The organism is Gammaproteobacteria bacterium, assembly GCA_016195665.1.
Classification (GTDB): Bacteria; Pseudomonadota; Gammaproteobacteria; order SURF-13; family SURF-13; genus JACPZD01.
The window spans coordinates 1-22,614 of record JACPZD010000021.1; the positions used below are offsets into that span (position 1 = coordinate 1).

Sequence of the window (22,614 nt, forward strand, 5' to 3'; positions counted from 1 at the left end):
GAAGCGCCCTCTTCGAGTGGATTGAAGTGTTTTACAATCGAGAACGGCTACATCAAACACTCGGTTACGTGAGTCCGATGCAGTATGAAGAAAACGCTGTTGTCCCCTAACCCTGTGTCCGTGAAATCGGGTATGCCTCAACCTGACCCCCATTTTGCATTGACCCCCATTTTGCATTTTGACCTTTTCCCCTGAACCTGACCCCCCTTTTCCTTTTCCCTGTCCGGCGGCCCCCCGCACTCTTCCATAAGGATTCTATATGCCATTCACCACTCTCAAGCTTCACCCGAACCTCCTCAAGGGCCTCAAGGATCTTGGCTTCACCCGCCCGACGCCGATCCAGGCCGACGCCATCCCGCCGGCTCTGGAGGGAAAAGACATCCTCGCCTGTGCGATGACCGGGAGCGGCAAGACCGCAGCGTTCCTGCTGCCGATCCTGCACAAGCTGATAGACAAGCCGCGCGGCAAGACGCACGCCCTGGTGCTCACGCCGACGCGCGAACTTGCGGCGCAAATACTTGAAGACCTGAACGATCTCGCGGTGCACACCCCGATCACCGGCGCGGCGATCTTTGGCGGCGTGGGTATGGGGCCGCAGGAGCATGCCTTCCGCAGCGGGGCGGACGTCCTCATCGCCACGCCCGGCCGCCTGCTCGACCACTTCAGGGCGCCGTATGCGAAGCTCGACGGGCTCGAATATCTGGTCCTCGACGAGGCCGACCGCATGCTCGACATGGGATTTCTACCGGACATCCGCCGTGTGTTGCGCCACATCCCCGCGCGCCGGCAGACGCTGTTCTTCAGCGCCACCATGCCCGCGCCGATCGCCACGCTCACGCGCGAGATGCTGCGTGATCCCGCCATGATCAACCTCGAGCGCCAGTCCACACCCGAGGTCGGCATCACCCAGGCGGTCTACCCGGTCGCGCAGGAACTCAAGTCGGCGCTCTTTTTAGCGCTCCTCAAACGGGGCGACATGGAAGAGGCGCTCGTGTTCACGCGCACCAAACATCGGGCAAACCGCCTCGCGGAATATCTGGTTAAAAACGGGATTAACGCCGAGCGCATCCACGGCAATCGTTCCCAGGCGCAGCGCACCGCCGCACTCGCCGGGTTCAAGAGCGGCAAGTACCGCGTGCTGGTGGCGACGGACATCGCCGCCCGCGGCATCGATGTCGAAGCGCTCGGCCACGTGGTCAACTTCGACGTGCCGTTGGTCCCCGAAGACTACATCCACCGCATCGGCCGCACCGGCCGGGCGGAGTTGACCGGCGACGCGTTCACCTTCGTCTCGCCGCAAGAGGAGGGCGAGTTGAAGAGCATCGAGCGTGTGGTCGGCAAGCGGCTGCCGCGCGTGACCGTGCCCGACTTCGACTACAGCGCAAAGCCGGAGGCGCGCCTCGAGGTGCCGCTGGCGGAGCGCATCGCGGGTATTCGCGCCAAGAAGGCGGAAGACCGCGGCCGGGCGAAGGCCAAAACGGAGCGCCGCGGAAACTCCGGCGCGGTGCAACAGCCACGTCAGAAAACACCCCGGCCGGGACCTAAAACCGGCGCAGGCCGGGCGGGGAACAGGGGGAGGCCGCGCTGATTGAGATTATCTTTTCAGGATTTCATTGTTGGGCTACACGCCAAATAACACTTTGTCATGAGCTTTGAAGCCGTCATTATTGCCGCCGGTTTTTTTGGTCTGCTGCTTTTATGGTTTGGTCTGCGGCGGCTGGGGCGCGGCCGGTTTTTTAGCGGCGGCCTGCAAGGTTTCAGTGGCGCCCTACTCGTTGCCTTTGCGGCTTTAACTTTTTCCCTGCTCGGCAACTTTTACACCTACCATCGCTTGATCGCCGAACAACCGCTGGCCGAGCTGCGCTTTCATACCTTGGGCCCACAATATTACCAGGTAAATATCCGCTACCCTTCCGGCGAACAGAAGGTATTCGATGTGCGCGGTGATGACTGGCAGCTTGATGCCCGCATCTTGAAATGGCGCGGCTATGCCACGTTGATCGGTTTTGACACCGCCTACCGGCTCGACCGTCTGAGCGGACGCTACCGCGCTATCGAACAAGAGCGCGGTGATGTGCACAGTGTCTACGCCTTATCGGAAGATCCCAAGCTGGACTTATGGACCTTGGCCAAGCGTTACAATGAATGGCTGCCCTGGGTGGATACGCTTTACGGCAGCGCAGCCTATCTCCCTATGGCTGATAATGCCCTCTATGCGGTGAGCGTGACGCAATCGGGGCTTGTTGCGCGCCCGCTCAATGAACCGGCGCGTAGCGCGGTCGAGCAGTGGCATTAAGTTTACAAGGTCCACAGCAACTGCAGGGCGGATTAGGGCTAGCGCCGTAACCAGCCCTGCGATCATTATACTAACACTCAGCGAATCAAAATCTGATCGCCGCGGCCCATCTTGGGATCGGCGTCTTTGGAGAATTTGATGATCGCAATGGCGCCGGTCATGGCCGCGCGCAAAGAGTGGGTCACAATGGCGTTTGCCCCTTCGACCGGAGAGATGAGATCAAAGGAGGCGCCGTCGCCCGGCCCGACTACGTAGCTTTGCAAGCCGCGCAGCGCGTTCTTCGGGTTGCCGGAGGGATAGACACGATCCCAGATCCCTGCGATGGAATGGAACGATGAAAATTCATTGGGGCCTGCGTTCACGAAATAAATGCGTACGCGCTCACCGGGCTTGGCCTGCAAAAGATTTTTTGCCGCAGCGTCATGAACGGGATCGTATCTGAATATACCGCCGTTAAATACCACGTTGCTCCACTTGTTGGCCATCATGTCATCCACGTTGTCCGGGTCTTTGTATAACTCGGATTGAATCAGGACATATTCGCGGTCGGCCTTGGACATCGCCTTCGGATCTTTCGGATCCACGATGATGGCGCCGAACATGCCGCGCGCGAGATGCTGCATCATGGGATCGGAACCGCAGTGGTAAAAAAATACACCGGGGTAATTGGCCTTGAAGCTGTAGCTCTTTTGCTCACCGGGCGCCACGCTGGCAAAGTCTTTCACCACGTCCAACTGTGCGGCGTGAAAATCCATGGAGTGCGGATGCTTGCTGTCCTTATCGTTAATCAGGGTAAATTTGACGACATCTCCCTCTGTCACGCGCACCACCGGGCCGGGGACTTTGCCGTCGAAGGTCCAGGTGGGGTAGAGCGTTCCCTTGTTGTCTATCGGCAGGTCCACTTCTTTGGCGTGCAGCGTTACTTCTACGGTTGCAGCGGATACCGGTTGTATTGTGACGCCAGCGGCCAGGATCATGGCGCTGATGAGCAGACGGTGAGGCATGTGGCTGAGGCGTTGCATGGTGGTCTCCTTGGCGTTATTGCGCACGATTAAAGATGTATAATATATACATCTTATTATTCGTGCTGTCAATATGCCGAGCTAAAATGGCAAGAACTCATTGAATTATCATTATATAAAATGTATATCCTGTACTTCTTATTATAAGACTAGCCGGTGGGGTGGCTGTGTATTATGCTGCCCGGCATAGATCACACTCATGCAACTTACCCGACATACCGATTACTCGTTACGCCTGCTGATCTACCTCGGCCAACATCCGGACTGCCTGGCGACTATCCCGGAAGTGGCCTCTTATTACCGCATTTCACGCAACCATCTGATGAAGATCGCCCATCGTCTGGCCTTGCATGGCTATATCGAAACGCTACGCGGCAAGCATGGCGGCATGCGGCTGGCGCGGCGCCCGGGGATGATTAATATCGGTGACGTGGTGCGCGACATGGAGGAAAGCTTTCATGTCGCCGAGTGCTTTAACCCGGACAACAAAACCTGCCCCCTGCTGCCGGCCTGCAATCTTAAGTTCGTGCTCGGCAAGGCGCTTAAGGGTTTTCTAGGCACGCTGGATGCTTATACTCTCGCGGATCTGCTCAGTCCGTCGAAGACTGCCCCGCACAACATATCCCTCCGCGCTAAGTTATAAGAACCCTCGCCAGATGCTGCAGCAGATTTCCAAATTCCCCAGCCCCCCTCAAGTCCCGCGCTGTTCTGCCGATGATTATCAAATGGAATATACTGATCCCGCATGAAGACATTACTCGACAAAACGGTACAACAAGCCGGCGCGATCATCCTCGGCAAGGAACATACGATACGCCTGGCTCTGGCCTGCCTGATGGCGCGCGGCCATTTGTTGATCGAGGATCTGCCGGGAGTCGGCAAGACGACGCTCGCGCACGTGCTGGCCAAGATCCTGGGGCTTAAGTTTAACCGTATCCAGTTCACCAGCGACCTGCTGCCGGCGGACATCCTGGGGGTGTCGGTGTACGAGCGCGACAGCGCAAGTTTTAAGTTTCACCCCGGGCCGATCTTCGCCCAGGTGCTGCTCGCCGATGAGATCAACCGCACCACGCCCAAGACGCAGAGCGCATTGTTGGAGGCGATGGAAGAGCATCAAGTGACCATCGAGGGCGAGACGCTCGCGCTGCCGGAGCCGTTTTTTGTCATCGCCACGCAGAACCCTATGCACTTGATCGGCACCTTCCCTCTGCCGGAGTCGCAGTTGGACCGCTTTATGATGTGTATCGAGATCGGCTATCCCGGTCCGGCGGCAGAGCGCGCGCTGCTCAAGGGACAGGATCGCCGCGCGGTGCTGACAGCGATCGAACCCTGTTTGACGCCGACCCAGCTCATCGAGACTCAAGAGGCCGTGCGGCACGTGCATATATCCGAGGCCTTGCTCGATTATCTGCAGGCGCTGTTGGAGTTTTCGCGCCGCTCCAGTCACTATAAAACCGGACTGTCGCCGCGCGCCGGGCTCGCCGCCCTGCACAGCGCCCAGGCCTGGGCGCTGCTGGAAGGGCGCGATCACGTCCTCCCTGAGGACGTGCAGACGGTGCTCCCGGGGGTGATCGGGCATCGTCTGCGGCCCAGCCTGGAGCACAGCGGGCAAGCGCCCGCGCAATGGGTGCGGCAGTTGCTGGACGCCGTAGCAATACCCTGACGGGTGCAGCGTGCCGGTTCAGACGCAAGGTTTGCTATGGAGGTTTCGCCCCGCCCGGTTTCTGAAAGGCGAAGGCCCGCAGACGGGGCCGGTCCGGCTCAATCTGCACCGGATATTCATACTGCCGACCCGTTACGGCTTGCTGTTCGCAGCGCTGCTTGCGGTGATGCTGCTGGGTTCGGTCAACTACGCCAACAGCCTCGGCTTTTTACTCACCTTTCTGCTCGGCGGCCTTGCGTTGGTCTCCATCCTGTACACCTATCTCAATCTCGCCGGACTGGAGATCGGCGCCGCGCGGTGCGAGCCGGTGTTTGCGGGCGAACCGGCCAGCTTTGTCCTCCATGCCGCCAATCCCGGCGCTATGCGCTACAGCGTTTCCTTTCAACTGGCCGGTCTGCCCGCGCAACTCACCGACCTGCCGCCGAATGAGATCAGCACGGTGCAACTGCTGCACCCGGCCCCCCGGCGCGGCCTGCTCAAGATGGGGCGTTTCACGGTCTCGACACGATTTCCGCTCGGCCTGTTTTGGACCTGGTCGCCGCTTGACCTCGATATGCGTTGTCTCGTCTACCCGCAACCCGCCGCCGGGTATAAGCCGTATCCGTCCGGCGGCGACGAGCTTGACAGCGGGCCTGGGCAGAAAGGCGGCGATGATTTTGCCGGGCTGCGCGCCCACCAGCGCGGCGAGCCGTTGCATCACATCCACTGGAAACTCGCCGCCCGCGAACAAGGTCTGTGGAGCAAACAGTTTGGCGGCGGGCCGAGCGAGCTGTGGCTGGAGTGGAATGCCGTGAACGAACCGGACACCGAAGCCCGCTTGAGCCGGTTGTGCCGCTGGGTGCTGGACGCCCATACTGCGGGCCTGCGCTACGGCCTGCGCCTGCCTGGCCTCACCCTCGTCCCCGCGCAGGGCGAGGCGCACAGGGCGGCGTGTCTGCGCAGCTTGGCGCTGTTTGAACTCGCCCAATGAAACAGGGCGAGGACCACACCTACCACCTGCGCACCCGCACCTTGCTGTGGATACTCGGCGCCCTGGCGCTGGTCAGCGCCCCGCATGTTGCGCACCTTCCGGTATGGATCAGCGGCTTTTGTCTGCTGCTGGGTGTGTGGCGCTGGCTGTGCGCGGTGCGCGGCTGGCGTCTGCCCAGTGCCTGGTTGCGCCTCTCCCTCACGGCGCTCGCCCTCGCGGGTGTCTATTTCAGCTTCAACACCTTGTTCGGGCGTGACGGCGGCGTCGCCTTGCTGCTCGTTATGCTGAGCCTGAAACTCCTGGAGATGCGCACGCGCCGCGACGCCTTCGTCGCGATCGTGCTGGCCTATTTTCTGGTCATCACCAGCTTTCTCTATTCGCAGACGATCTTCATGGGCGCGTATATGCTGGCGGTGGTGACCGTCATCACGGCGGCGCTGATTGATCTGCACCGCAGCCGCGACTACCCCGGTCTTGCCGCCAATCTACAATTCGCCGGCAAGCTCCTCGCCCCGGCGCTGCCCGTGATGCTGGTCTTGTTCGTGTTATTCCCCCGCGTGAGCAGTCCCTTGTGGGGCATGCCGGAGGATAGCTACAGCGGCATGACGGGTTTGGATGACAAAATGGAGCCCGGCCGCATCAGCCGGCTTGCCCGGTCCGATGCGGTCGCCTTCCGGGTGACCTTCGCCGGCCCCATCCCTCCGCCCAGGCAGCGCTACTGGCGCGGCCCCGTGCTGTGGGAGACCGATGGCGCGGGGTGGAGGGCGGCGCCGAACCTCGCGCTCGCCGAGCCGCTCGCGTTTACCGGGTATCTGCCCGCCGTCAACTATACCGTGACCCTGGAGCCGCACCATCGCACCTGGCTATTCGCCCTCGACCTGCCCGCCTCGGCGCCGCCCTTCGCCTACGCCACGCACGACCTTCAGTTGTATACCAAAGAGCCGCTGCACGAGCGTCTGCGCTATGTGATGAGCTCCTATACAAGCTACAACACCGGCCCGCTCACCCGCCGGGAGCGACAGCGCGCGCTCAACATGCCCGCGGACACCAATCCCCGTTTACAGGCGCTCGCGCAACGTTGGCGGGCGCAAGCGAATCAACCCGAACAGGTAATTCAGCGCGCCCTGGATTATTTTCGCACACAGCCATTTTTCTACACCTTGAATCCGCCACGGCTCACCGGCAGCGAGCACCCGATGGACGCCTTTCTGTTCAAGACCCGGCGCGGTTTTTGTGAACATTACGCCTCCGCCTTCGCACTGCTGATGCGCGCGGCGGGCATACCGGCGCGCGTCGTCACGGGTTACCAGGGCGGCGAATTGAACCCCATGGGCGATTACCTCATCGTGCGCCAATCGGACGCCCACGCCTGGGTGGAGGTGTGGCTGCAAGATCGCGGCTGGGTGCGCACGGATCCAACCGCCGCCGTTTCTCCTGCGCGCATTGAGCGTGGTGTGCGGGCGCTCTTTACGGAACGTGAGCGCGACCCTGCGCAGCAAGGTCTGTTGGCGGGCATGTGGCACACCGTGCGCCTCGGCTGGGATACCCTCGATCACGGCTGGAACCAGTGGGTGTTGGGCTATGATCATGAGCGTCAGCGCCGGTTGTTTGATGATTGGGGCTTGCAAGAATTTCGCAACAGCGCCATTGTGCTGGCGATAGTGTTGGGCGGCTGCATCGCGGGGTCATTGCTGTTGACCGCCGCGCTCTGGGCGCGCCGGCCGCCGATAGAGCCCGTCGTCCGCTACTACCAGACCTTCTGCAAGCGGCTCGCGCGCCGTGGCGTGCCGCGTATGCCCGCCGAGGGACCGCTGCAGTTCGCCGCTCGCGCCTCGGCATTGCGTCCGGAGCTTGCGTCCCAGGTCAGGCTGATCACTCAGCTTTACACCGCGCTGCGTTACGGCGCCCACCCTCAGCCGCAATGGCTGACTCGCCTCCGGCAACAGGTACGCGGTTTTCGGCCTTGAGATCTTCCTAACCGCACCGTTTAGGTTTAGAGTAGGCGCGTAGCCGAAAATATCTCAGCGTAACGTGGAGGATATACCATGAGCGACGACGACTTGGTGCCTATCGCCCTGCTGGCCTTTACCTTCATCTTTTTCTTTACCTTTATGTAGCCAGGCGGCCCGGCGAGCGCGCTCGCCGCCCTAGAAGATCCCATGACTCTCCAGCAAGGAGAGCGGGCTTCTTTATTTTACTTTCCTATGCAAAAACTCGAAAAGATCCGTCCCAGCAAATCTTCACTGCTAAACTCACCGGTAATCTCCGAAAGCGCGCTCTGCGCCTGACGCAATTCCTCTGCGAGCAATTCACCGGCGCGGCTTTCCTTCAACTGCCGCCGGCCGTTCAGGATCGCATCCTGTGCACGGTGCAGCGCATTGAGATGACGGCGGCGGGCGGAGAAGATGCCTTCGGTTGTGTCTTGATAACCGGCGCACTGCTTGAGGTGTACGCGCAGCAGATCTAGGCCCACACCGGTTTTGGCTGAAAGCCATATTTCGGAAATGTTTTCGTGTTCTTTTTCCGCGATCTTTAGCGTCGGCTCGCTCCCGGGTCTCTCCCGGCGTCCTGCCTCCCGCGACACTAGCGCTTCCCTGTGCGTCGCAAGATCAATCTTATTGTGAACGATAGTGAGCGGGACGCCGGGTGGCAACTGCTTGACGATGGCTCTCTCATGCTCATCGAGCGCCTCCTGGTTTTCAGTGACTAACAGCACTGCGTCGGCACGCCCAATCTCATTCCAGGCACGGCGTATACCTTCTTGCTCAACCGGATCTCCACCCTCACGCAGGCCGGCGGTGTCTATGATGTGCAGCGGCAGGCCGTCTATATGGATGTGTTCGCGCAGCACATCGCGCGTGGTGCCGGGTATCTCGGTGACGATCGCCGCCTCGCGTCCGGCGAAGCGGTTTAACAGGCTGGACTTGCCGGCGTTGGGCTTCCCCGCGACCACCACACTCATCCCTTCAGTCAGCAGGTTTCCCTGCCGGGCGCCGTTTAACACTATAGTCATCTCGCCGCACAACTCATCGAGACGCATCATCACGCTGGCGTCGGCGAGATAATCCACTTCCTCGTCGGGAAAATCTATAGCAGCCTCGATATAACTCCTAAGCGCGATGATCTTTTCGACCAGGGCGTGAATCCGCGCCGAGAACTCGCCCTGCAGCGATCGCAGCGCCGCCTTTGCGGCCTGTTCCGTGCCGCTTGCGATAAGATCGGCGATCGCCTCGGCCTGGGCTAGATCCAGCTTGTTATTCAGGAAGGCGCGCTCGGAAAATTCTCCCGGCCGCGCGAAGCGGCCGCCGAGTTCGATCACGCGCCTGACCAGCATGTCCATCAACACCGGGCCGCCATGGCCTTGCAGCTCCAGAACATCCTCGCCGGTAAACGAGTGCGGCGCGGGAAAGTATAGCGCAACGCCGTTGTCTATCGCTCCGCCGTAGGTGTCATAGAATGTGCACGCGCGCGCATGGCGCGGAGCAGGAATAGTACCGAGAATTTGCTGCGCGATCTCCCGCGCATGTGGACCGGAGATGCGTATGATGCCGACTCCGCCTCGTCCTGGCGGAGTTGCAGGGGCGACGATGGTGTCTTTAAAAAACAGTGGCAAGTTTCAAGTAGCACGTTGCAAGAAAAGGCACGCCATCTTGTTATTTACTGCTCGCTACTGCGTCTATCTTACGTGTGATATACCACTGCTGAGCAATGGACAGGGTGTTGTTGACCACCCAGTACAGCACCAGGCCCGCCGGGAAAAAGGCGAAAAACAGGGTAAACACGATCGGCAGTATCGTCATCACCTTGGCTTGTACGGGGTCAGGCGGGGCGGGGCTCAGCTTTTGCTGAATCAGCATCGTAGCGCCCATCAACAACGGCAGGACATAATATGGATCCTTCGTCGACAAGTCATAGATCCACAGGACGAAATCCGCCTGGCGCAACTCCACGCTCTCCAGCAACACCCAGTACAACGCGATGAAGACGGGAATCTGCACCACCACCGGCAGACAGCCGCCCAGCGGATTGATCTTCTCGGTTTTGTACAGCTCCATCATCGCCTGGCTCATCTTCTGCCGGTCCTCACCGTAACGCTCCTTGAGCGCGGCGATGCGCGGTTGCATCCGACGCATGTTCGCCATCGAGCGGTAGCTGGCGGCCGACAGGCGGTAGAACGCGAGCTTGATCAATAAGGTCAGAATCACGATGGCCCAGCCCCAGTTGCCGACCACGTGATGAATATATTTAAGTAGCCAGAAGATGGGTTGAGCGAGGATCGTCAACAACCCGTAATCCACGGTGAGTTCGAGGCTGGGCGCGACCTCTTGCAGATGATCCTGCAGTTTGGGACCGGCATATAATCGCGTCCCCAGCGTCGCCGTCTGCCCCGGCGCGACGACGGCCTCGGGCATCACCACACCGAATACGTAGCGCGGGCCCTCCAGTGCTTTACTGTAGTAATGATTAAGCCCGCCGGCGTCCGGTATCCACGCCCCGACAAAATAATGCTGCAGCATTGCGGCCCATCCGCCCTTTACTTCACGGCTGAGGTCCTTATCAGCCATATCGCCGAATTTGATCTTTTCATACTTGTTTTCCGGGCTGGAGAGCACACCCCCGGTGTAGGTATAGATGAAGTAAGAGGGGTTAGCCTCTTCCACGCGCTGGAATTGACCATACACCCGGCCGCGCCATTCCTGTGACGAGCCGTTGTGAACCTCATAATCCAGCTTGATCTCGTAGCTCGCCCGCCGCAGGGTGTAGACCTTGATGATCTTGATCCCGTCAGGGCCGCTCCAGTTCAGACGCACCTTCAGCTCATTCGCGCCTGGAGCTAGTTGATAATTGGTTTGTTCCGGTGTGAATACGGCATGATGATCCGGCCCCTTATCGCCCGCCAACAGCCCGCTTTGTGCGATAAACAACTTGTCGGGGGCATCGTTCAACAGCGGAAACGGCTGATCGGGCTTGTCGGCCGCAATGGGATAGGTGAGCAGATTCAAGCGGCGCAGATCGCCCCCGACGGTATTGATCGCAAGATCCAGCACGTCGGTCCTGACGTGCACCCAGTCGCTTTGTTGCAGCGCGCTCTTATCGGCCGTGGGCGCCGCGGCGGGGGGGGTGGTTGTCGCTGCCGCGCCGGGCTTGGCCGTCGGTACGTCCATGGGCTGGGGTGACGCGGCCGGCGTGGCCGTTGCCGTCGTCGCAACCGGTGGTTTGGAGCCGTAGTCCTGCTGCCAGGCCTGCCAGATGAGTAGCAGCACAAAACCCAGCGCCATCAGCAGGATGAGTCGTTTGTTATCGAAATTCATTGGATGGTTATAACTGGATTTTTATGGGACCGGGTCTGCACCGCCCGGATGCCAGGGGTGACAGCGCGCCAGCCTGCGCAGCGCCAGCCAACCGCCACTCATTACACCGTGGCGAGCAATGGCGTCTTGCGCATAACAGGAACAACTGGGGGTAAACCGGCAGCAGCTGCCGAGGAATGGACTGACGAGATACCGGTAGGCGCTAATCAGATGAATCAGAATGTTTCTCATTGGATAGGTTGTGCCAATATCTATCTAGAGCGAGGCGTAGCTCCCGCGCCGACTTGTTGCCTATCGCGCTCCCGCAAGTAATTACGTAGTCACAACTGCCGAGCTGCAACCGGTGATGACGAAAGGTCTCGCGGGCAACTCGCTTTATACGGTTACGAACGACCGCGCTTCTGGCCGCCTTGCTTGAGATCGCAAGGCCAAGCCTCGCATGGCCCCTGTCGTTTTCGCGGGCCAGTATCGTAAGAGCCCTGTCACCGGTCCGGGTGGGCTGTTGAAAGACACGCTTGAATTCTATAGGCTTCAGCAGCCTGTATGATTTATGAAACCCGCGCCCGCCGCTACGCAATGTAACTCAGGCGCTCAGTCGTGTCCTGCCCTTCGCCCGGCGCGCCTTAATAATCAGCCGCCCGCCGCGGGTGCTCATACGGGCACGGAAACCGTGGGTACGTTTACGCTTGATCACACTAGGTTGAAATGTTCTCTTCATCTCGTCACTTCCTAACCGGCCACCGCCGCTACACTAATATCTGTCTGAGTAAAGCCGCCTATCGTAAGATTTATAGGCGCCGGTTGTCAAATTTGTTTAGATATCCCTTGCTTGACCAGGCGGTTCCACTATGTATATATAGCTTAGTTTACATTACATACCGGTGTTCACGCCGGAAGGATTTTTTCAGAGCTTCCCTGACCGGCGTCATGATTAATAATGGGTGGCTAACGGTGGCCGATCGGGTATAGACTCTACCCTTAAGAATTTTTCATTCAGTACCGTCGGGGGCTTCCTGTGCAACTCTGGAAAAGGTGTCTTGATCAATTAGAAAGCAAGTTGTCCGCACAGCAGTTTAACACCTGGATACGCCCCCTCCATGTCATTGAGGACGACCAATCTTTGCGCTTGCTGGCGCCCAATCGTTTTGTCCTGGATTGGGTCAACGAACACTTTCTTAACACGATCACCGAGCTTATCACACAGGCGCAGAATGGCTCATCCCCGCGTATTTCCCTGGAAATCGGCGGGCACAGCGCCGGGCTGACGGCTAATTCCGGGAATACGCCTGCGGGGCCACGGCGCACGACGGACTCCGCTTACGGAAGCCGCTACACCCAACTTAACCCTCATCTTAACTTCGACAATTTCGTCGCCGGTAAATCCAACCAGATGGCGCGCGCGGCCTCTTTGCAGGTCTCCGAGAACATCGGCGGCGCCTATAACCCCCTGTTCATCTATGGTGGTGTTGGACTCGGCAAGACACATCTGATGCACGCGGTCGGCAATGCGGTTCTACAACGCCACCCTCAAAAAAAAGTGGCTTATCTACACTCGGAGCGTTTCGTCGCGGATATGGTGACGTCCTTGCAGCGCAATACCTTGAGCGACTTCAAGCGTTTTTACCGAGGCCTGGATGCACTTCTCATAGACGACATTCAGTTCTTCGCCGGGAAAGAGCGCTCACAAGAGGAGTTTTTCCACACATTTAATACGCTGCTTGAGGGAAAGCACCAAATCATCCTGACCTGTGACCGTTACCCAAAAGAGGTCCCGGGACTGGAAGAGCGTCTGTCTTCACGTATCGGCTGGGGCCTCACCGTCGTCATCGAGCCGCCCGAGCTCGAAACCCGCGTCGCTATCCTGATGAGCAAGGCGGAACTGATGCACATGGATTTACCCCAAGAGGTGTGTTTCTTTATCGCCAAACGTTTTCGCTCCAATATCCGCGAGTTGGAGGGTGCGCTGCGCCGTGTCAACGCGAACTCCCTCTTTACGGGTAAGGCCATTACCTTAGACTTTGCCAAAGAGGCCCTAAAGGATCTGCTGGCGCTGCAAGACAGGCAGGTTTCCATTGAGAACATCCAAAAAACCGTCGCCGAATACTACAAGGTCCGGATGACCGATCTACTGTCTCCCAGAAGACCCCGCAGCCTGGTCCGTCCACGGCAGATAGCGATGGCGTTAGCCAAGGAGTTGACCAATCATAGTCTGCCCGAAATTGGAGCCGCTTTTTCCGGTCGCGATCACACCACTGTGTTGCATGCGTGCAAAAAAATTCATGAGCTAAAACAAAGCGATACACGACTTATTGAAGATTATTCGATCTTAATAAGAACACTAACCACTTAATGTGCGTGGATTGTGGATAACTTTACTCACCCAGTTTAATAGTAAGATATCCACAGCTTGTGCAGTTATGCCCCAGCTATCCCTGCACAACATTATTTAATATTAACTAGTTGTTTTTTTATGTCTTTTTCAACTTATACACAGAATTTTGACCACTAATTATTATAATAAATAGATTTTAATAAATACTTATAACTTACAGCTTAGGATCCAACATGAAGTGCACAATAAAACGAGAAGCCTTAATCAAGCCGCTTCAGCAAGTATGCAGCGTTATTGAACGAAGACAAACGCTCCCGATCCTCTCAAATCTGTTGCTACGCACAGGCAAAGAACAAAGCAGCATGACCGGCACGGACTTGGAGCTTGAGGTTGTCTGTCCACTAAACGTTGAAGAGGTGGGCGAAGACGGTGAGGTGACGTTGCCCGCGCGCAAGTTTTTGGACATTTGCAAGGCATTGCCGGAACAGGCCGTGATAGAGCTTAGTCAGCCGAAAGGGAAGGAACAGGCGATCGTAAAATCCGGCAAGAGCCGTTTTACGCTATCGGTGCTGCCGGCCAGTGGCTTTCCCAGCATGGAGGTGATGCAAAAAACACAAACCTTCAGGCTCCCGCAGGCGCAGCTAAAAAATGCAATCACCAAGACACAGTTCGCTATGGCGCAACAGGATGTCCGATATTACCTGAACGGCATGATGTTGGAGTTAGGCACGGACGAGATTAATCTGGTGGCAACCGATGGACATAGGCTCGCAATGTGCACAACACCTGCGGAAATTAAAGAGACAGAACAAAGGCAGGTAATCATCCCGCGTAAAGGGGTTATAGAAATTGGACGGGTGTTGAACGAAACGGGTGGTGACGTGGAAGTCAGACTAGGAACCAACCATATTCAGTTCGACACAGGGGAAAGTCTAATTACCAGCAAACTGATAGACGGCCGGTTCCCGGATTACAGGGGGGTCATGCCGAGGTGTGATAAGACACTCACCGCAGACACCGAGCAACTAAGACAAGCCTTAGTGCGGACGTCCGTGTTGGCAAATGAAAAGTACCGCAGCGTGCGTTTACAGTTGAGCGGCGGGAGTATGAAGCTACACACACACAACCCAGAACAGGAAGAGGCAGAGGAAGAGGTGGCTATCGAGTATGCGGGCTCCGATCTGGAAATCGGGTTTAATGCGACATACCTCCTTGACGCGATAACGGCTACAGGCGGCGAAAGAGTTCAGATTGAGGTGTCCGACCCGAACAGCAGTTGTCTCATCCAGGGTGTGGGCAAGAAAAACTGTAAGTACGTGGTGATGCCGATGCGGCTATAGCCGCGATGTTCCACGTGGAACAGCCGGTAGTGAGGGGTCTGTCAAAGTCCAACAGCCCAAGTATTAGGGATAATCACAGTCGCGATGTTATAATTCCACTATGAAAAGTAATATGCAGCCCATAGATAAACCTACCTACGACTCCACAAACATCAAGGTCTTGAAGGGGCTTGATGCGGTCCGCAAACGGCCTGGCATGTATATCGGAGACACCGATGACGGTACTGGGCTGCACCACATGGTATTTGAGGTTGTGGATAACGCGGTGGACGAGGCTCTAGCCGGATACTGCACGGAGATAGACGTCACCATACATCCGGAGGAAAGCATCACTGTCCGGGACAATGGCCGCGGAATACCGGTAGACATCCATGCCGAAGAGGGGAGATCCGCCGCAGAGGTCATTATGACCATTCTCCACGCCGGCGGGAAATTCGACGACAACTCCTACAAGGTTTCGGGCGGTCTGCACGGCGTAGGCGTCTCTGTAGTCAACGCTCTGTCGGAATATCTGCGGCTAACCATTAAGCGGGACGGCAAGACTCACCTTCAAGAATACCGCCACGGTATACCCCAGGCGCCACTCGCTGTTGTAGGGGATACCGAGGAAACCGGCACGGAGGTGTATTTCAAACCCAGCCACGAGACCTTCACCAGCATCCAGTTCCATTACGACATACTGGCGCAGCGGCTCCGTGAGCTTTCCTTCTTAAACCCAGGTGTACATATCAATCTCAACGACTTGCGTACCGGAAAAACCGATCAGTTTGAATATCTGGGCGGTATCAAGGCCTTCGTCGAACATCTCAACAGAAACAAAAATCCTATACATAACAATGTGATATATATAAATACCCAGAGGGATAGCGTCACGGTGGAGGTCGCTATGCAGTGGAACGACTCTTATCAGGAGAACGTCTACTGCTTTACGAATAACATCCCGCAAAAGGACGGCGGCACCCACCTTGCCGGCTTGCGTGGCGCTATGACTCGCACCCTTAACCAGTACATAGAAAATGAAGGCATTGCAAAAAAGGCGAAGGTAAGTCCGATCGGCGACGATGCACGCGAGGGGCTTACCGCAATTCTCTCGGTCAGGGTGCCGGACCCGAAATTCTCTTCGCAGACCAAGGACAAGCTGGTTTCGTCGGAAGTGAAAACGATAGTCGAAGCGGTGGTTGCAGAGAAGCTACAGGAATTTTTACTCGAAAATCCGTCCGAGGCCAAGGCTATTACCGCCAAGATCATCGAGGCGGCGCGTGCCCGCGAAGCGGCCCGCAAGGCCAGAGAGCTTACACGCCGGAAGGGTCCGCTGGACCTCGCAGGACTGCCCGGTAAACTCGCAGACTGCCAGGAGAAGGATCCCGCCTTGTCTGAGTTGTTCCTAGTGGAGGGTGATTCCGCAGGCGGCTCGGCCAAACAGGGCCGCGATCGCAAGTATCAAGCCATCCTGCCGCTCAAGGGTAAGATATTGAACGTGGAAAAGGCGCGCTTTGACAAGATGCTTTCCTCCGATGAGATCGGTACCCTGATCACCGCGCTCGGCTGCGGGATAGGGCGCGAGGAATTTAACCCGGACAAGCTGCGCTATCATCGCATCATCATCATGACCGACGCCGACGTGGACGGCTCCCATATCCGCACCCTGTTGCTGACCTTTTTTTACCGTCAGATGCCCGAGCTTATCGAACGTGGCCACATCTACATCGCCCAGCCGCCGCTCTATAAGGTCAAGAGGGGTAAGCAGGAGCGTTACATCAAGGACGACAGCGAATTGAACACCAACCTGCTGGAATCCGCCCTTGAACAGGCGAGCCTGCATGTGAGCAAGGACGGCGCCGCAGTCAGCAGTGTGGGGTTGAAGGACCTCGCGCAGGGCTATCTGACTGTCATGGCGACCATCAAGCGCCTCGCGCGGCGTTACGATCCCGCCGCGCTGGAAAAGATGATTTATCTCTCCGAGCTGGATTCCGCTGCCTTGCACGATCGAGTCAAGGCGCAGGCCTGGTTTACGGAGTTGGAGAGGCGCTTGAACGGAATGGGCGCCCTGGTGTGTTATCAGATTGCCTTGGAACAGGATGAAGAGACCGGCGTGCAGCACGCGCGCCTTACTATCGCCAGTCATGGGCTCAGCGTGCACCAGACCCTGGGTGGAGAGTTTTTCGCCTCTGGTGAGTACCGCAGCATGGTGGCCCTCGGCCAGCAGCTCGAGGGCTTGCTGGGCGAGGGGGCCTATGTCCAGCGCGGCGAACGTACACAGGAGGTCTACAGTTTTAAGCAGGCCCTGGAATGGCTGATGGAAGAGGCCAAGCGCGGATTGCATATCCAGCGCTACAAGGGTTTGGGTGAGATGAACCCATCGCAACTATGGGAAACGACCTTGAATCCCGAAATGCGCCGGCTGTTGCGGGTGCGGGTGGAAGACGCCATCGCCACCGATGAGATCTTCACCACCCTGATGGGCGATCAAGTGGAGCCGCGCCGCGAGTTTATCGAAAAAAATGCGCTTTCCGTCGCCCATCTGGACATCTGAAGGCGCAACCTGAACCGCCACGGGTTATAGAGGGGGTTGAGATGCTTTGGGTTAGGGCCTTCCACATCATCTTTATGGTGAGCTGGTTCGCCGGTCTGTTTTACCTTCCCCGCCTATTTGTCTACCACGCACTATGCGACGATGCGACCGGTCAGGCGCGCTTTGTCATCATGGAACGCAAGCTGTTCTGGTTTATTACCCCGTGGGCGGTGCTGACCGTCTTTTTTGGCTTGTGGCTGCTATGGGATTACGCCTGGGCGGCCTATTCCCACACAGTTTGGTTACACGCCAAGCTACTCTTGGTCGCCCTGTTGATCGCCTATCACATTTACTGCGGCAAGCTCATGCTGGATTTCAAGTATGGCCGCAACAGGCGCAACCACGTCTTTTACAGGTGGCTCAATGAAGCACCGGTGCTGCTGCTTTTCGCTATCGTCGTCCTCGCCGTCGTTAAGCCGCTCTGAGGAAGCTCTGAGTAAAATAGGAGTCGTCATTCCCGCGAATGATGGTTTCGGGCCTTTCTGCGACTTTTTCATTATCCTGCTAGGGCCTCCCGCCACCCCCGGGCCTATTCTCCAGCCCTCAAAATGAGGCCACCCCTTATAGCGACGCCAGGACAGCCGGATTGACATCAAGATTGATAATAATTACAGTTATCATTTAGAGCTATAGAGTTTTATGAGTGCTGAATCATGAACCTGCTTTCCAATTTGATTGACTACGGCGTCATCGGTACGCTGGTGCTGCTCAGCATATGGGCGGTCGCCGTTACCGTGGAGCGGCTGTCCGTGTACCGGCGCATTGACGTGATGGCGTTTCCCAGTGCCCAGGCGCTCGAAACCGAGCTGACCCGGCGGCTGACCGTAATCGGTACCGTGGCGGCCAACGCCCCCTACATCGGCCTGCTCGGCACGGTGTTCGGCATCATGCTTACCTTTCATACCATGGGCACCCAGGGCAATATGGATGTGCGCACCATCATGGTGGGCTTGAGCCTGGCGCTCAAGGCCACCGCGGTGGGCCTGCTGGTCGCCATTCCCTGCGTGGCGATGAATAACATGCTGCGGCGGCGCGTGAAGGAACTGGTCACCCGCTACCAGGCCGGGGTGCAGCGTGGATCATGATCTGGACCAGATCAACGTCATCCCGCTGGTGGACGTGATGCTGGTGCTGCTGGTCATCGTACTCACCACCGCCACCTTTATTTCCACCGGCCAGATTCCCGTGGATCTGGCCAAGGCCAAGCACGCCACGGCGGCGCTGGAAAAGCCGGTGGTGATCACGCTCCAGCCCGGTGGCGGGGTATACGTGAACCAGCAGGCCGTTGCGATGAATGCCCTGGACGTTGCGCTGGGAAGCTATGCCAGGGAAACGCCGATTATCGTGCGCGCGGATCGGGCCACTCTGCTGGAGCGTTTTGTGAAGCTGGTGGATACCATTAAAGACGCCGGCTTTACGCAAGTCAGTCTGGAAGTGGAGCGTTCATGAGCGCGGTTGTGTTCGAGAATTATAGCCCGGGGCGCCTGGATGGCTGGAGGACGTCGCTGGTGCTGCATGGCGTGCTCGGCGGCCTTATCCTGTTCGCCATGGGAGCTGAAGAACCTCCGCTGCCGGAGCCGTTTCGCTGGGATGTGGCGTTTCTGTCCGCCGCCCCGGCGGCGCCTATGGTGCAGCCGCCCGCGCCTGCCGTGACCGAGGCCGTTGCCCCGGTTCAGCAACAAGCGGTTGTATCCGCCGCTCCCGTTACTCCCGTCATAGAACAGGCGGAGCCGAGTGAGCCCCCCCCCGCTCCGCGCCCTAGCCGCCCTGTTGTGCCCCAGCCGGTTGTGCCCCGGCAGACCGCGCCTGCCGTGACCGAGGCCGTTGCCCCGGTTCAGCAACAAGCGGTTGTATCCGCCGCTCCCGTTACTCCCGTCATAGAACAGGCGGAGCCGAGTGAGCCAGAGGCGCCACGGAGGGGGAGGTGCTGATCAAGGCCGTCATTGGCGCCGACGGCCGCCTGCTGCATGCGGAAATCCAGCAAAGCTCGGGGCACGAGGCGCTCGATCAGGACGCCCTGAAAGTGCTGCGCGCCTCCACGCCGCTGGAACTGGAACAGAATCCCTCCTGGCAACAGGCGACGCTTACCATTCCCGTCGCTTACCGTCTTCAGCGCTAAGCTCGATTTCTTCGAGCGGACTTGATCAGAGAGATTCCTTAGCAGGATTTTGCGCCCACGCGCCGAGCCGCGTGGGCTCCGGCTCGCATTCGCCGCAAGTCAGACACGCATCGGCCAGCGCCTGTCCAACGCTACCGATCTCGCACATCCGTGCCGTACCGGCAAGGAGAAACAAATCCTTGAACAGGCGCTGGAGCTCGGTGCGCGCAGCGCAGTCACGCCCGGCATCCTCCCGGCAAACCCAATCCAGGCGCACCGCCCCCCGTTCGTCCACCAGCCGCAGGCGGGGCGCGCCGTTTTCCAGCCAGGCATCAACGCTGTAACGCATGGATGATTCCCTCACGTGCAAAACAATCCGTCTTAATGCAAATGATAATCATTTATATTTAAATTGCAAGCCCTGTGTGCCTCCGTCTGTCCACCTTAATCTATAGGCTAGGCACAAATCATAAATACTATTGCAAATCATTCTCATTAAGTTTAATATCCATGCCTGAAACTTAGGGATGGCCTTGACGGCCGCTGTTTAACGTGTGTGTAACCGGATGAGGAAGAGGAGAAAAAACATGTTTTCAAAGAAAAGAATCAATATCGCGGTTTTGATGGCCTTAGCCTGGCCCGGGGCGGTGGCGGTGGCGCAAGAGGAGGACAAGTCCGTCAAGGCGCCCACGGTGGAGGTCATCGGCACGCCAGAAGCGCTGGAGCGCATTCCCGGTTCCGGTGAGATCCTCGACAAGCAGACGCTGGAAACGAGCCGCGTGTTCACCACCAGCGAGGCTTTGCGCAAGCTGCCGGGGATCAACGTGCGCGACGAGGAGGGTTTCGGCCTGCGCCCCAATATCGGTATCCGCGGACTCAACCCGACGCGCTCGACCAAGATCACACTGCTGGAGGACGGCGTCCCGCTCTCCTACGCCCCTTACGGCGACAACGCCAGCTACTACCATCCGCCCATTGACCGTTACCAACGTATTGAGGTGCTGAAGGGCGCGGGCCAGATTCTCTACGGGCCGCAGACCATCGGCGGCGTCATCAACTACATCACCCCGACGCCTCCCGCCACGCCGGGCGGTTCCATCACCTTGAGTGGCGGCAACCGCGATTATCTAAATGGCCATGTCAACTACGGCGGCACCTGGGGCAGCAACGGCCTGTTGTTCGATTACATCCGCAAACAGGGCGACGGCGCGCGCGACAACACCTATTCCGAACTCAATGACGCCAATTTCAAGGCCGTGCTGGGCATGGGCGCGCAACAGGCGTTGACGCTGCGCGCCAACTACTACAGCGAAGACTCCAACGTCACCTATTCCGGGCTGACCGAGGCGGAGTACCAGAATTTCGGCGCGCGCTACAACCCGTTCAAGAACGACTTCATGTACGCCGACCGGTACGGCGCATCGGCCACCCATGAGTTTGTCCTCAATGATAATGTGGTGTTGACCACCAATCTCTATGGTTCGGTTTTTGTGCGCGACTGGTGGCGGCAGGCCAGCACCACCACGGATAATCAGTGCGGCTTTAACGACGCCCGGCTCGCCGGCACGGCGGTCAATCCCGACACCTGCAATTCGATCCAGGGACGGCTGCGCGACTACTACACCTGGGGCATCGAACCGCGCCTGCGTGTCAATCACAACCTGTTCGGCGTGAGCAGCGAGGCGGACGTGGGTGTGCGCGCCCACTATGAGACGCAGGAGCGACTCCAGATGAACGGCGCCTCGCCCACCGCCCGTACCGGGACCATAGCCGAGGACAACCTGCGCGAGACCGATGCCTACGCGGTGTTCGCGCAGAACCGCTTCCTGCTCGGTGACTGGACGCTGACGCCCGGGCTGCGCTTTGAACATATCGGCAGTTCGCGCACCAATAATCTCACCGGCGTCACAGGCAGCGACACGCTCGGCCAGTGGATTCCCAGCCTTGGCGGCACTTACAGCCCGGGCAAGGCGCTGACCGTGTTCGCCGGCGTGCACCGCGGCTTCGCCCCGCCGCGCACCGAGGACATCATCGGCGGCACCGGCACCAGCACCGATGTCGGGCCCGAACTGTCCGTCAACGGGGAGCTCGGCCTGCGCGCCGAACCGATGGCCGGCACGAACCTGCAGGCGACGCTGTTCCGCAACGACTTCTCGCGCCAGATCGCAGTCGGCTCCATCGCCGGCGGCAGCACGCCGCTCGCCCAGGGCGAGACCCTGTATCAGGGGCTCGAACTCTCCGGCAGGGCGGGCCTGCCTTCCGGCCCGTATCTGCGCGGGGCCTACACCTGGCTGCCCACGGCGGAGCAGACCACTCCCTTCACGCAAGTGGTCGGCGGCGCTCTCGTCTCCGGCAGCGCGGCCGGCAACCGTCTGCCGTACGCGCCCAAGCACCTGCTGACGGCGGCCGTAGGCTACGCGGCGGGCGGGTTGGATGCGCAACTGGAAGCGGTGTACGTAAGCGAGCAGTTCAGCGACTTTGCCAGCAGCGAGGCACCCTCGGCCAACGGGCAGCTAGGGTTGATCTCGGACTACACGACCTGGAACGCCACGCTGAACTACCACTTCAAGCCCGAGCGCACCACGGTGTTCCTGACGGTGAAAAACCTGACCGACAAGGAGTATATCGTGGACCGCACGCGCGGCATCCTGCCCGGCAGCCCGCGTCTGATCCAGGCCGGAATCAAGTACGCGTTTTGAGGCTGCAAGAGTAAGGCTAAACAGCGCCGCCGGGGATGTTGAAACGGCCATCCCCGGCGGCTGTGTCTGACTAACATACGAACAAGACAAGGAGCACATTATGGAACTCGACAAGAAGGCGGCAGCGGAAGTTTTGAATCGTATCCTCGAGCAGGAACTGGCCGGCGTTGTGCGCTACACGCATTATGCGCTGATGGTGTATGGCTATAACCGTATTCCCATCGTCAGTTGGCTGCGCGAGCAGGCGAACGAGGGTTTGTCTCATGCCCAGCAGGCGGGCGAGATGATCACCCAGCTCGGAGCGCATCCC

The 22,614-nt window shown here is 58.6% G+C and carries 24 protein-coding genes; 17 read left to right on the forward strand and 7 right to left on the reverse strand.

The window, feature by feature from the left end:
- The 3 genes from HY028_05590 to HY028_05600 all read left to right on the forward strand — a co-directional run.
- Positions 1-110, forward strand: a 110-nt coding sequence (locus HY028_05590) for an IS3 family transposase (protein MBI3344312.1), incomplete at its 5' end; no start/stop codon positions are given.
- A 149-nt stretch (positions 111-259) separates the two neighbouring features.
- Positions 260-1,588: a DEAD/DEAH box helicase gene (locus HY028_05595; GenBank protein MBI3344313.1), complete on the forward strand. Its 1,329-nt coding sequence runs from the start codon at positions 260-262 to the stop codon at positions 1,586-1,588.
- A gap of 57 nt (positions 1,589-1,645) precedes the next feature.
- Positions 1,646-2,296 carry a cation/multidrug efflux pump gene (locus HY028_05600; protein ID MBI3344314.1) on the forward strand — a complete coding sequence of 217 codons (651 nt, stop codon included), beginning with the start codon at positions 1,646-1,648 and terminating at the stop codon, positions 2,294-2,296.
- Between the two features lie 77 nt (positions 2,297-2,373).
- Here HY028_05600 and HY028_05605 read toward each other — a convergent pair whose 3' ends face one another.
- Positions 2,374-3,300: a multicopper oxidase domain-containing protein gene (locus tag HY028_05605; GenBank protein MBI3344315.1), complete on the reverse strand. Its 927-nt coding sequence runs from the start codon at positions 3,298-3,300 to the stop codon at positions 2,374-2,376.
- A 217-nt stretch (positions 3,301-3,517) separates the two neighbouring features.
- On the opposite strand from HY028_05605, the gene HY028_05610 reads away from it, so the two are divergent.
- The 4 genes from HY028_05610 to HY028_05625 all read left to right on the forward strand — a co-directional run bounded on the left by HY028_05610 (position 3,518) and on the right by HY028_05625 (position 7,918).
- Complete coding sequence (locus HY028_05610) at positions 3,518-3,961, forward strand: Rrf2 family transcriptional regulator (GenBank protein ID MBI3344316.1); 444 nt, start codon at positions 3,518-3,520, stop codon at positions 3,959-3,961.
- Positions 3,962-4,063: 102 nt separating this feature from the next.
- Positions 4,064-4,981: a MoxR family ATPase gene (locus tag HY028_05615; GenBank protein MBI3344317.1), complete on the forward strand. Its 918-nt coding sequence runs from the start codon at positions 4,064-4,066 to the stop codon at positions 4,979-4,981.
- 10 nt (positions 4,982-4,991) lie between these two features.
- A complete protein-coding gene (locus HY028_05620) occupies positions 4,992-5,951 on the forward strand; it encodes a DUF58 domain-containing protein (protein MBI3344318.1) in 960 nt (319 codons plus the stop codon).
- Positions 5,948-7,918: a DUF3488 domain-containing transglutaminase family protein gene (locus HY028_05625; GenBank protein ID MBI3344319.1), complete on the forward strand. Its 1,971-nt coding sequence runs from the start codon at positions 5,948-5,950 to the stop codon at positions 7,916-7,918. Before HY028_05620 ends, HY028_05625 begins: the two co-directional genes overlap by 4 nt.
- 227 nt (positions 7,919-8,145) lie before the next feature.
- Here the strand turns inward: HY028_05625 and mnmE are convergent, their stop codons facing one another.
- Genes mnmE through rpmH form a run of 5 tightly spaced genes read right to left on the reverse strand, consistent with a single transcriptional unit; the run spans position 8,146 to position 11,981 of the window.
- Entirely contained in the window at positions 8,146-9,558 is a 1,413-nt protein-coding gene (gene mnmE / locus HY028_05630; GenBank protein MBI3344320.1) for a tRNA uridine-5-carboxymethylaminomethyl(34) synthesis GTPase MnmE, read from the reverse strand.
- 46 nt (positions 9,559-9,604) lie between these two features.
- Positions 9,605-11,263, reverse strand: a complete 1,659-nt coding sequence (gene yidC / locus HY028_05635; protein MBI3344321.1) for a membrane protein insertase YidC — start codon at positions 11,261-11,263, stop codon at positions 9,605-9,607.
- A 21-nt stretch (positions 11,264-11,284) separates the two neighbouring features.
- Positions 11,285-11,494, reverse strand: coding sequence for a membrane protein insertion efficiency factor YidD (gene yidD, locus HY028_05640; protein ID MBI3344322.1), 210 nt, complete (start codon positions 11,492-11,494; stop codon positions 11,285-11,287).
- Positions 11,466-11,840 carry a ribonuclease P protein component gene (gene rnpA / locus HY028_05645; GenBank protein MBI3344323.1) on the reverse strand — a complete coding sequence of 125 codons (375 nt, stop codon included), beginning with the start codon at positions 11,838-11,840 and terminating at the stop codon, positions 11,466-11,468. Before rnpA ends, yidD begins: the two co-directional genes overlap by 29 nt.
- Before the next feature lie 6 nt (positions 11,841-11,846).
- Positions 11,847-11,981, reverse strand: coding sequence for a 50S ribosomal protein L34 (gene rpmH, locus HY028_05650; GenBank protein ID MBI3344324.1), 135 nt, complete (start codon positions 11,979-11,981; stop codon positions 11,847-11,849).
- 273 nt (positions 11,982-12,254) lie between these two features.
- Between rpmH and dnaA the strand changes: the two genes are divergently transcribed.
- The 8 genes from dnaA (at position 12,255) to HY028_05690 (ending at position 19,626) form a co-directional block, all read left to right on the forward strand.
- On the forward strand, positions 12,255-13,613 hold the full coding sequence (dnaA, locus tag HY028_05655) for a chromosomal replication initiator protein DnaA (GenBank protein MBI3344325.1): 1,359 nt from the start codon (positions 12,255-12,257) through the stop codon (positions 13,611-13,613).
- A 215-nt stretch (positions 13,614-13,828) separates the two neighbouring features.
- The gene (gene dnaN / locus HY028_05660) at positions 13,829-14,935 is read left to right on the forward strand and encodes a DNA polymerase III subunit beta (GenBank protein ID MBI3344326.1); all 1,107 of its coding nucleotides are present in this window, start codon (positions 13,829-13,831) and stop codon (positions 14,933-14,935) included.
- Positions 14,936-15,047: 112 nt separating this feature from the next.
- A complete protein-coding gene (gyrB, locus tag HY028_05665) occupies positions 15,048-17,468 on the forward strand; it encodes a DNA topoisomerase (ATP-hydrolyzing) subunit B (GenBank protein ID MBI3344327.1) in 2,421 nt (806 codons plus the stop codon).
- A gap of 41 nt (positions 17,469-17,509) precedes the next feature.
- On the forward strand, positions 17,510-17,932 hold the full coding sequence (locus tag HY028_05670) for a CopD family protein (protein MBI3344328.1): 423 nt from the start codon (positions 17,510-17,512) through the stop codon (positions 17,930-17,932).
- 228 nt (positions 17,933-18,160) lie between these two features.
- Positions 18,161-18,592, forward strand: a complete 432-nt coding sequence (exbB, locus tag HY028_05675; GenBank protein ID MBI3344329.1) for a TonB-system energizer ExbB — start codon at positions 18,161-18,163, stop codon at positions 18,590-18,592.
- The gene (locus HY028_05680) at positions 18,582-18,956 is read left to right on the forward strand and encodes a biopolymer transporter ExbD (protein ID MBI3344330.1); all 375 of its coding nucleotides are present in this window, start codon (positions 18,582-18,584) and stop codon (positions 18,954-18,956) included. The genes exbB and HY028_05680 overlap by 11 nt, the downstream gene beginning before the upstream one ends.
- Positions 18,953-19,438, forward strand: coding sequence for a hypothetical protein (locus HY028_05685; protein ID MBI3344331.1), 486 nt, complete (start codon positions 18,953-18,955; stop codon positions 19,436-19,438). The genes HY028_05680 and HY028_05685 overlap by 4 nt, the downstream gene beginning before the upstream one ends.
- The gene (locus tag HY028_05690) at positions 19,432-19,626 is read left to right on the forward strand and encodes an energy transducer TonB (GenBank protein ID MBI3344332.1); all 195 of its coding nucleotides are present in this window, start codon (positions 19,432-19,434) and stop codon (positions 19,624-19,626) included. Before HY028_05685 ends, HY028_05690 begins: the two co-directional genes overlap by 7 nt.
- Before the next feature lie 25 nt (positions 19,627-19,651).
- Here the strand turns inward: HY028_05690 and HY028_05695 are convergent, their stop codons facing one another.
- Positions 19,652-19,954 carry a hypothetical protein gene (locus HY028_05695; GenBank protein MBI3344333.1) on the reverse strand — a complete coding sequence of 101 codons (303 nt, stop codon included), beginning with the start codon at positions 19,952-19,954 and terminating at the stop codon, positions 19,652-19,654.
- Between the two features lie 238 nt (positions 19,955-20,192).
- Here HY028_05695 and HY028_05700 point away from each other — a divergent pair, with 238 nt between their 5' ends.
- Positions 20,193-22,304 (forward strand): TonB-dependent receptor, encoded by a 2,112-nt coding sequence (locus HY028_05700; GenBank protein MBI3344334.1) that lies wholly within the window; start codon positions 20,193-20,195, stop codon positions 22,302-22,304.
- Between the two features lie 100 nt (positions 22,305-22,404).
- A partial coding sequence (locus tag HY028_05705) for a bacterioferritin (protein ID MBI3344335.1) occupies positions 22,405-22,614 on the forward strand: 210 nt, incomplete at its 3' end.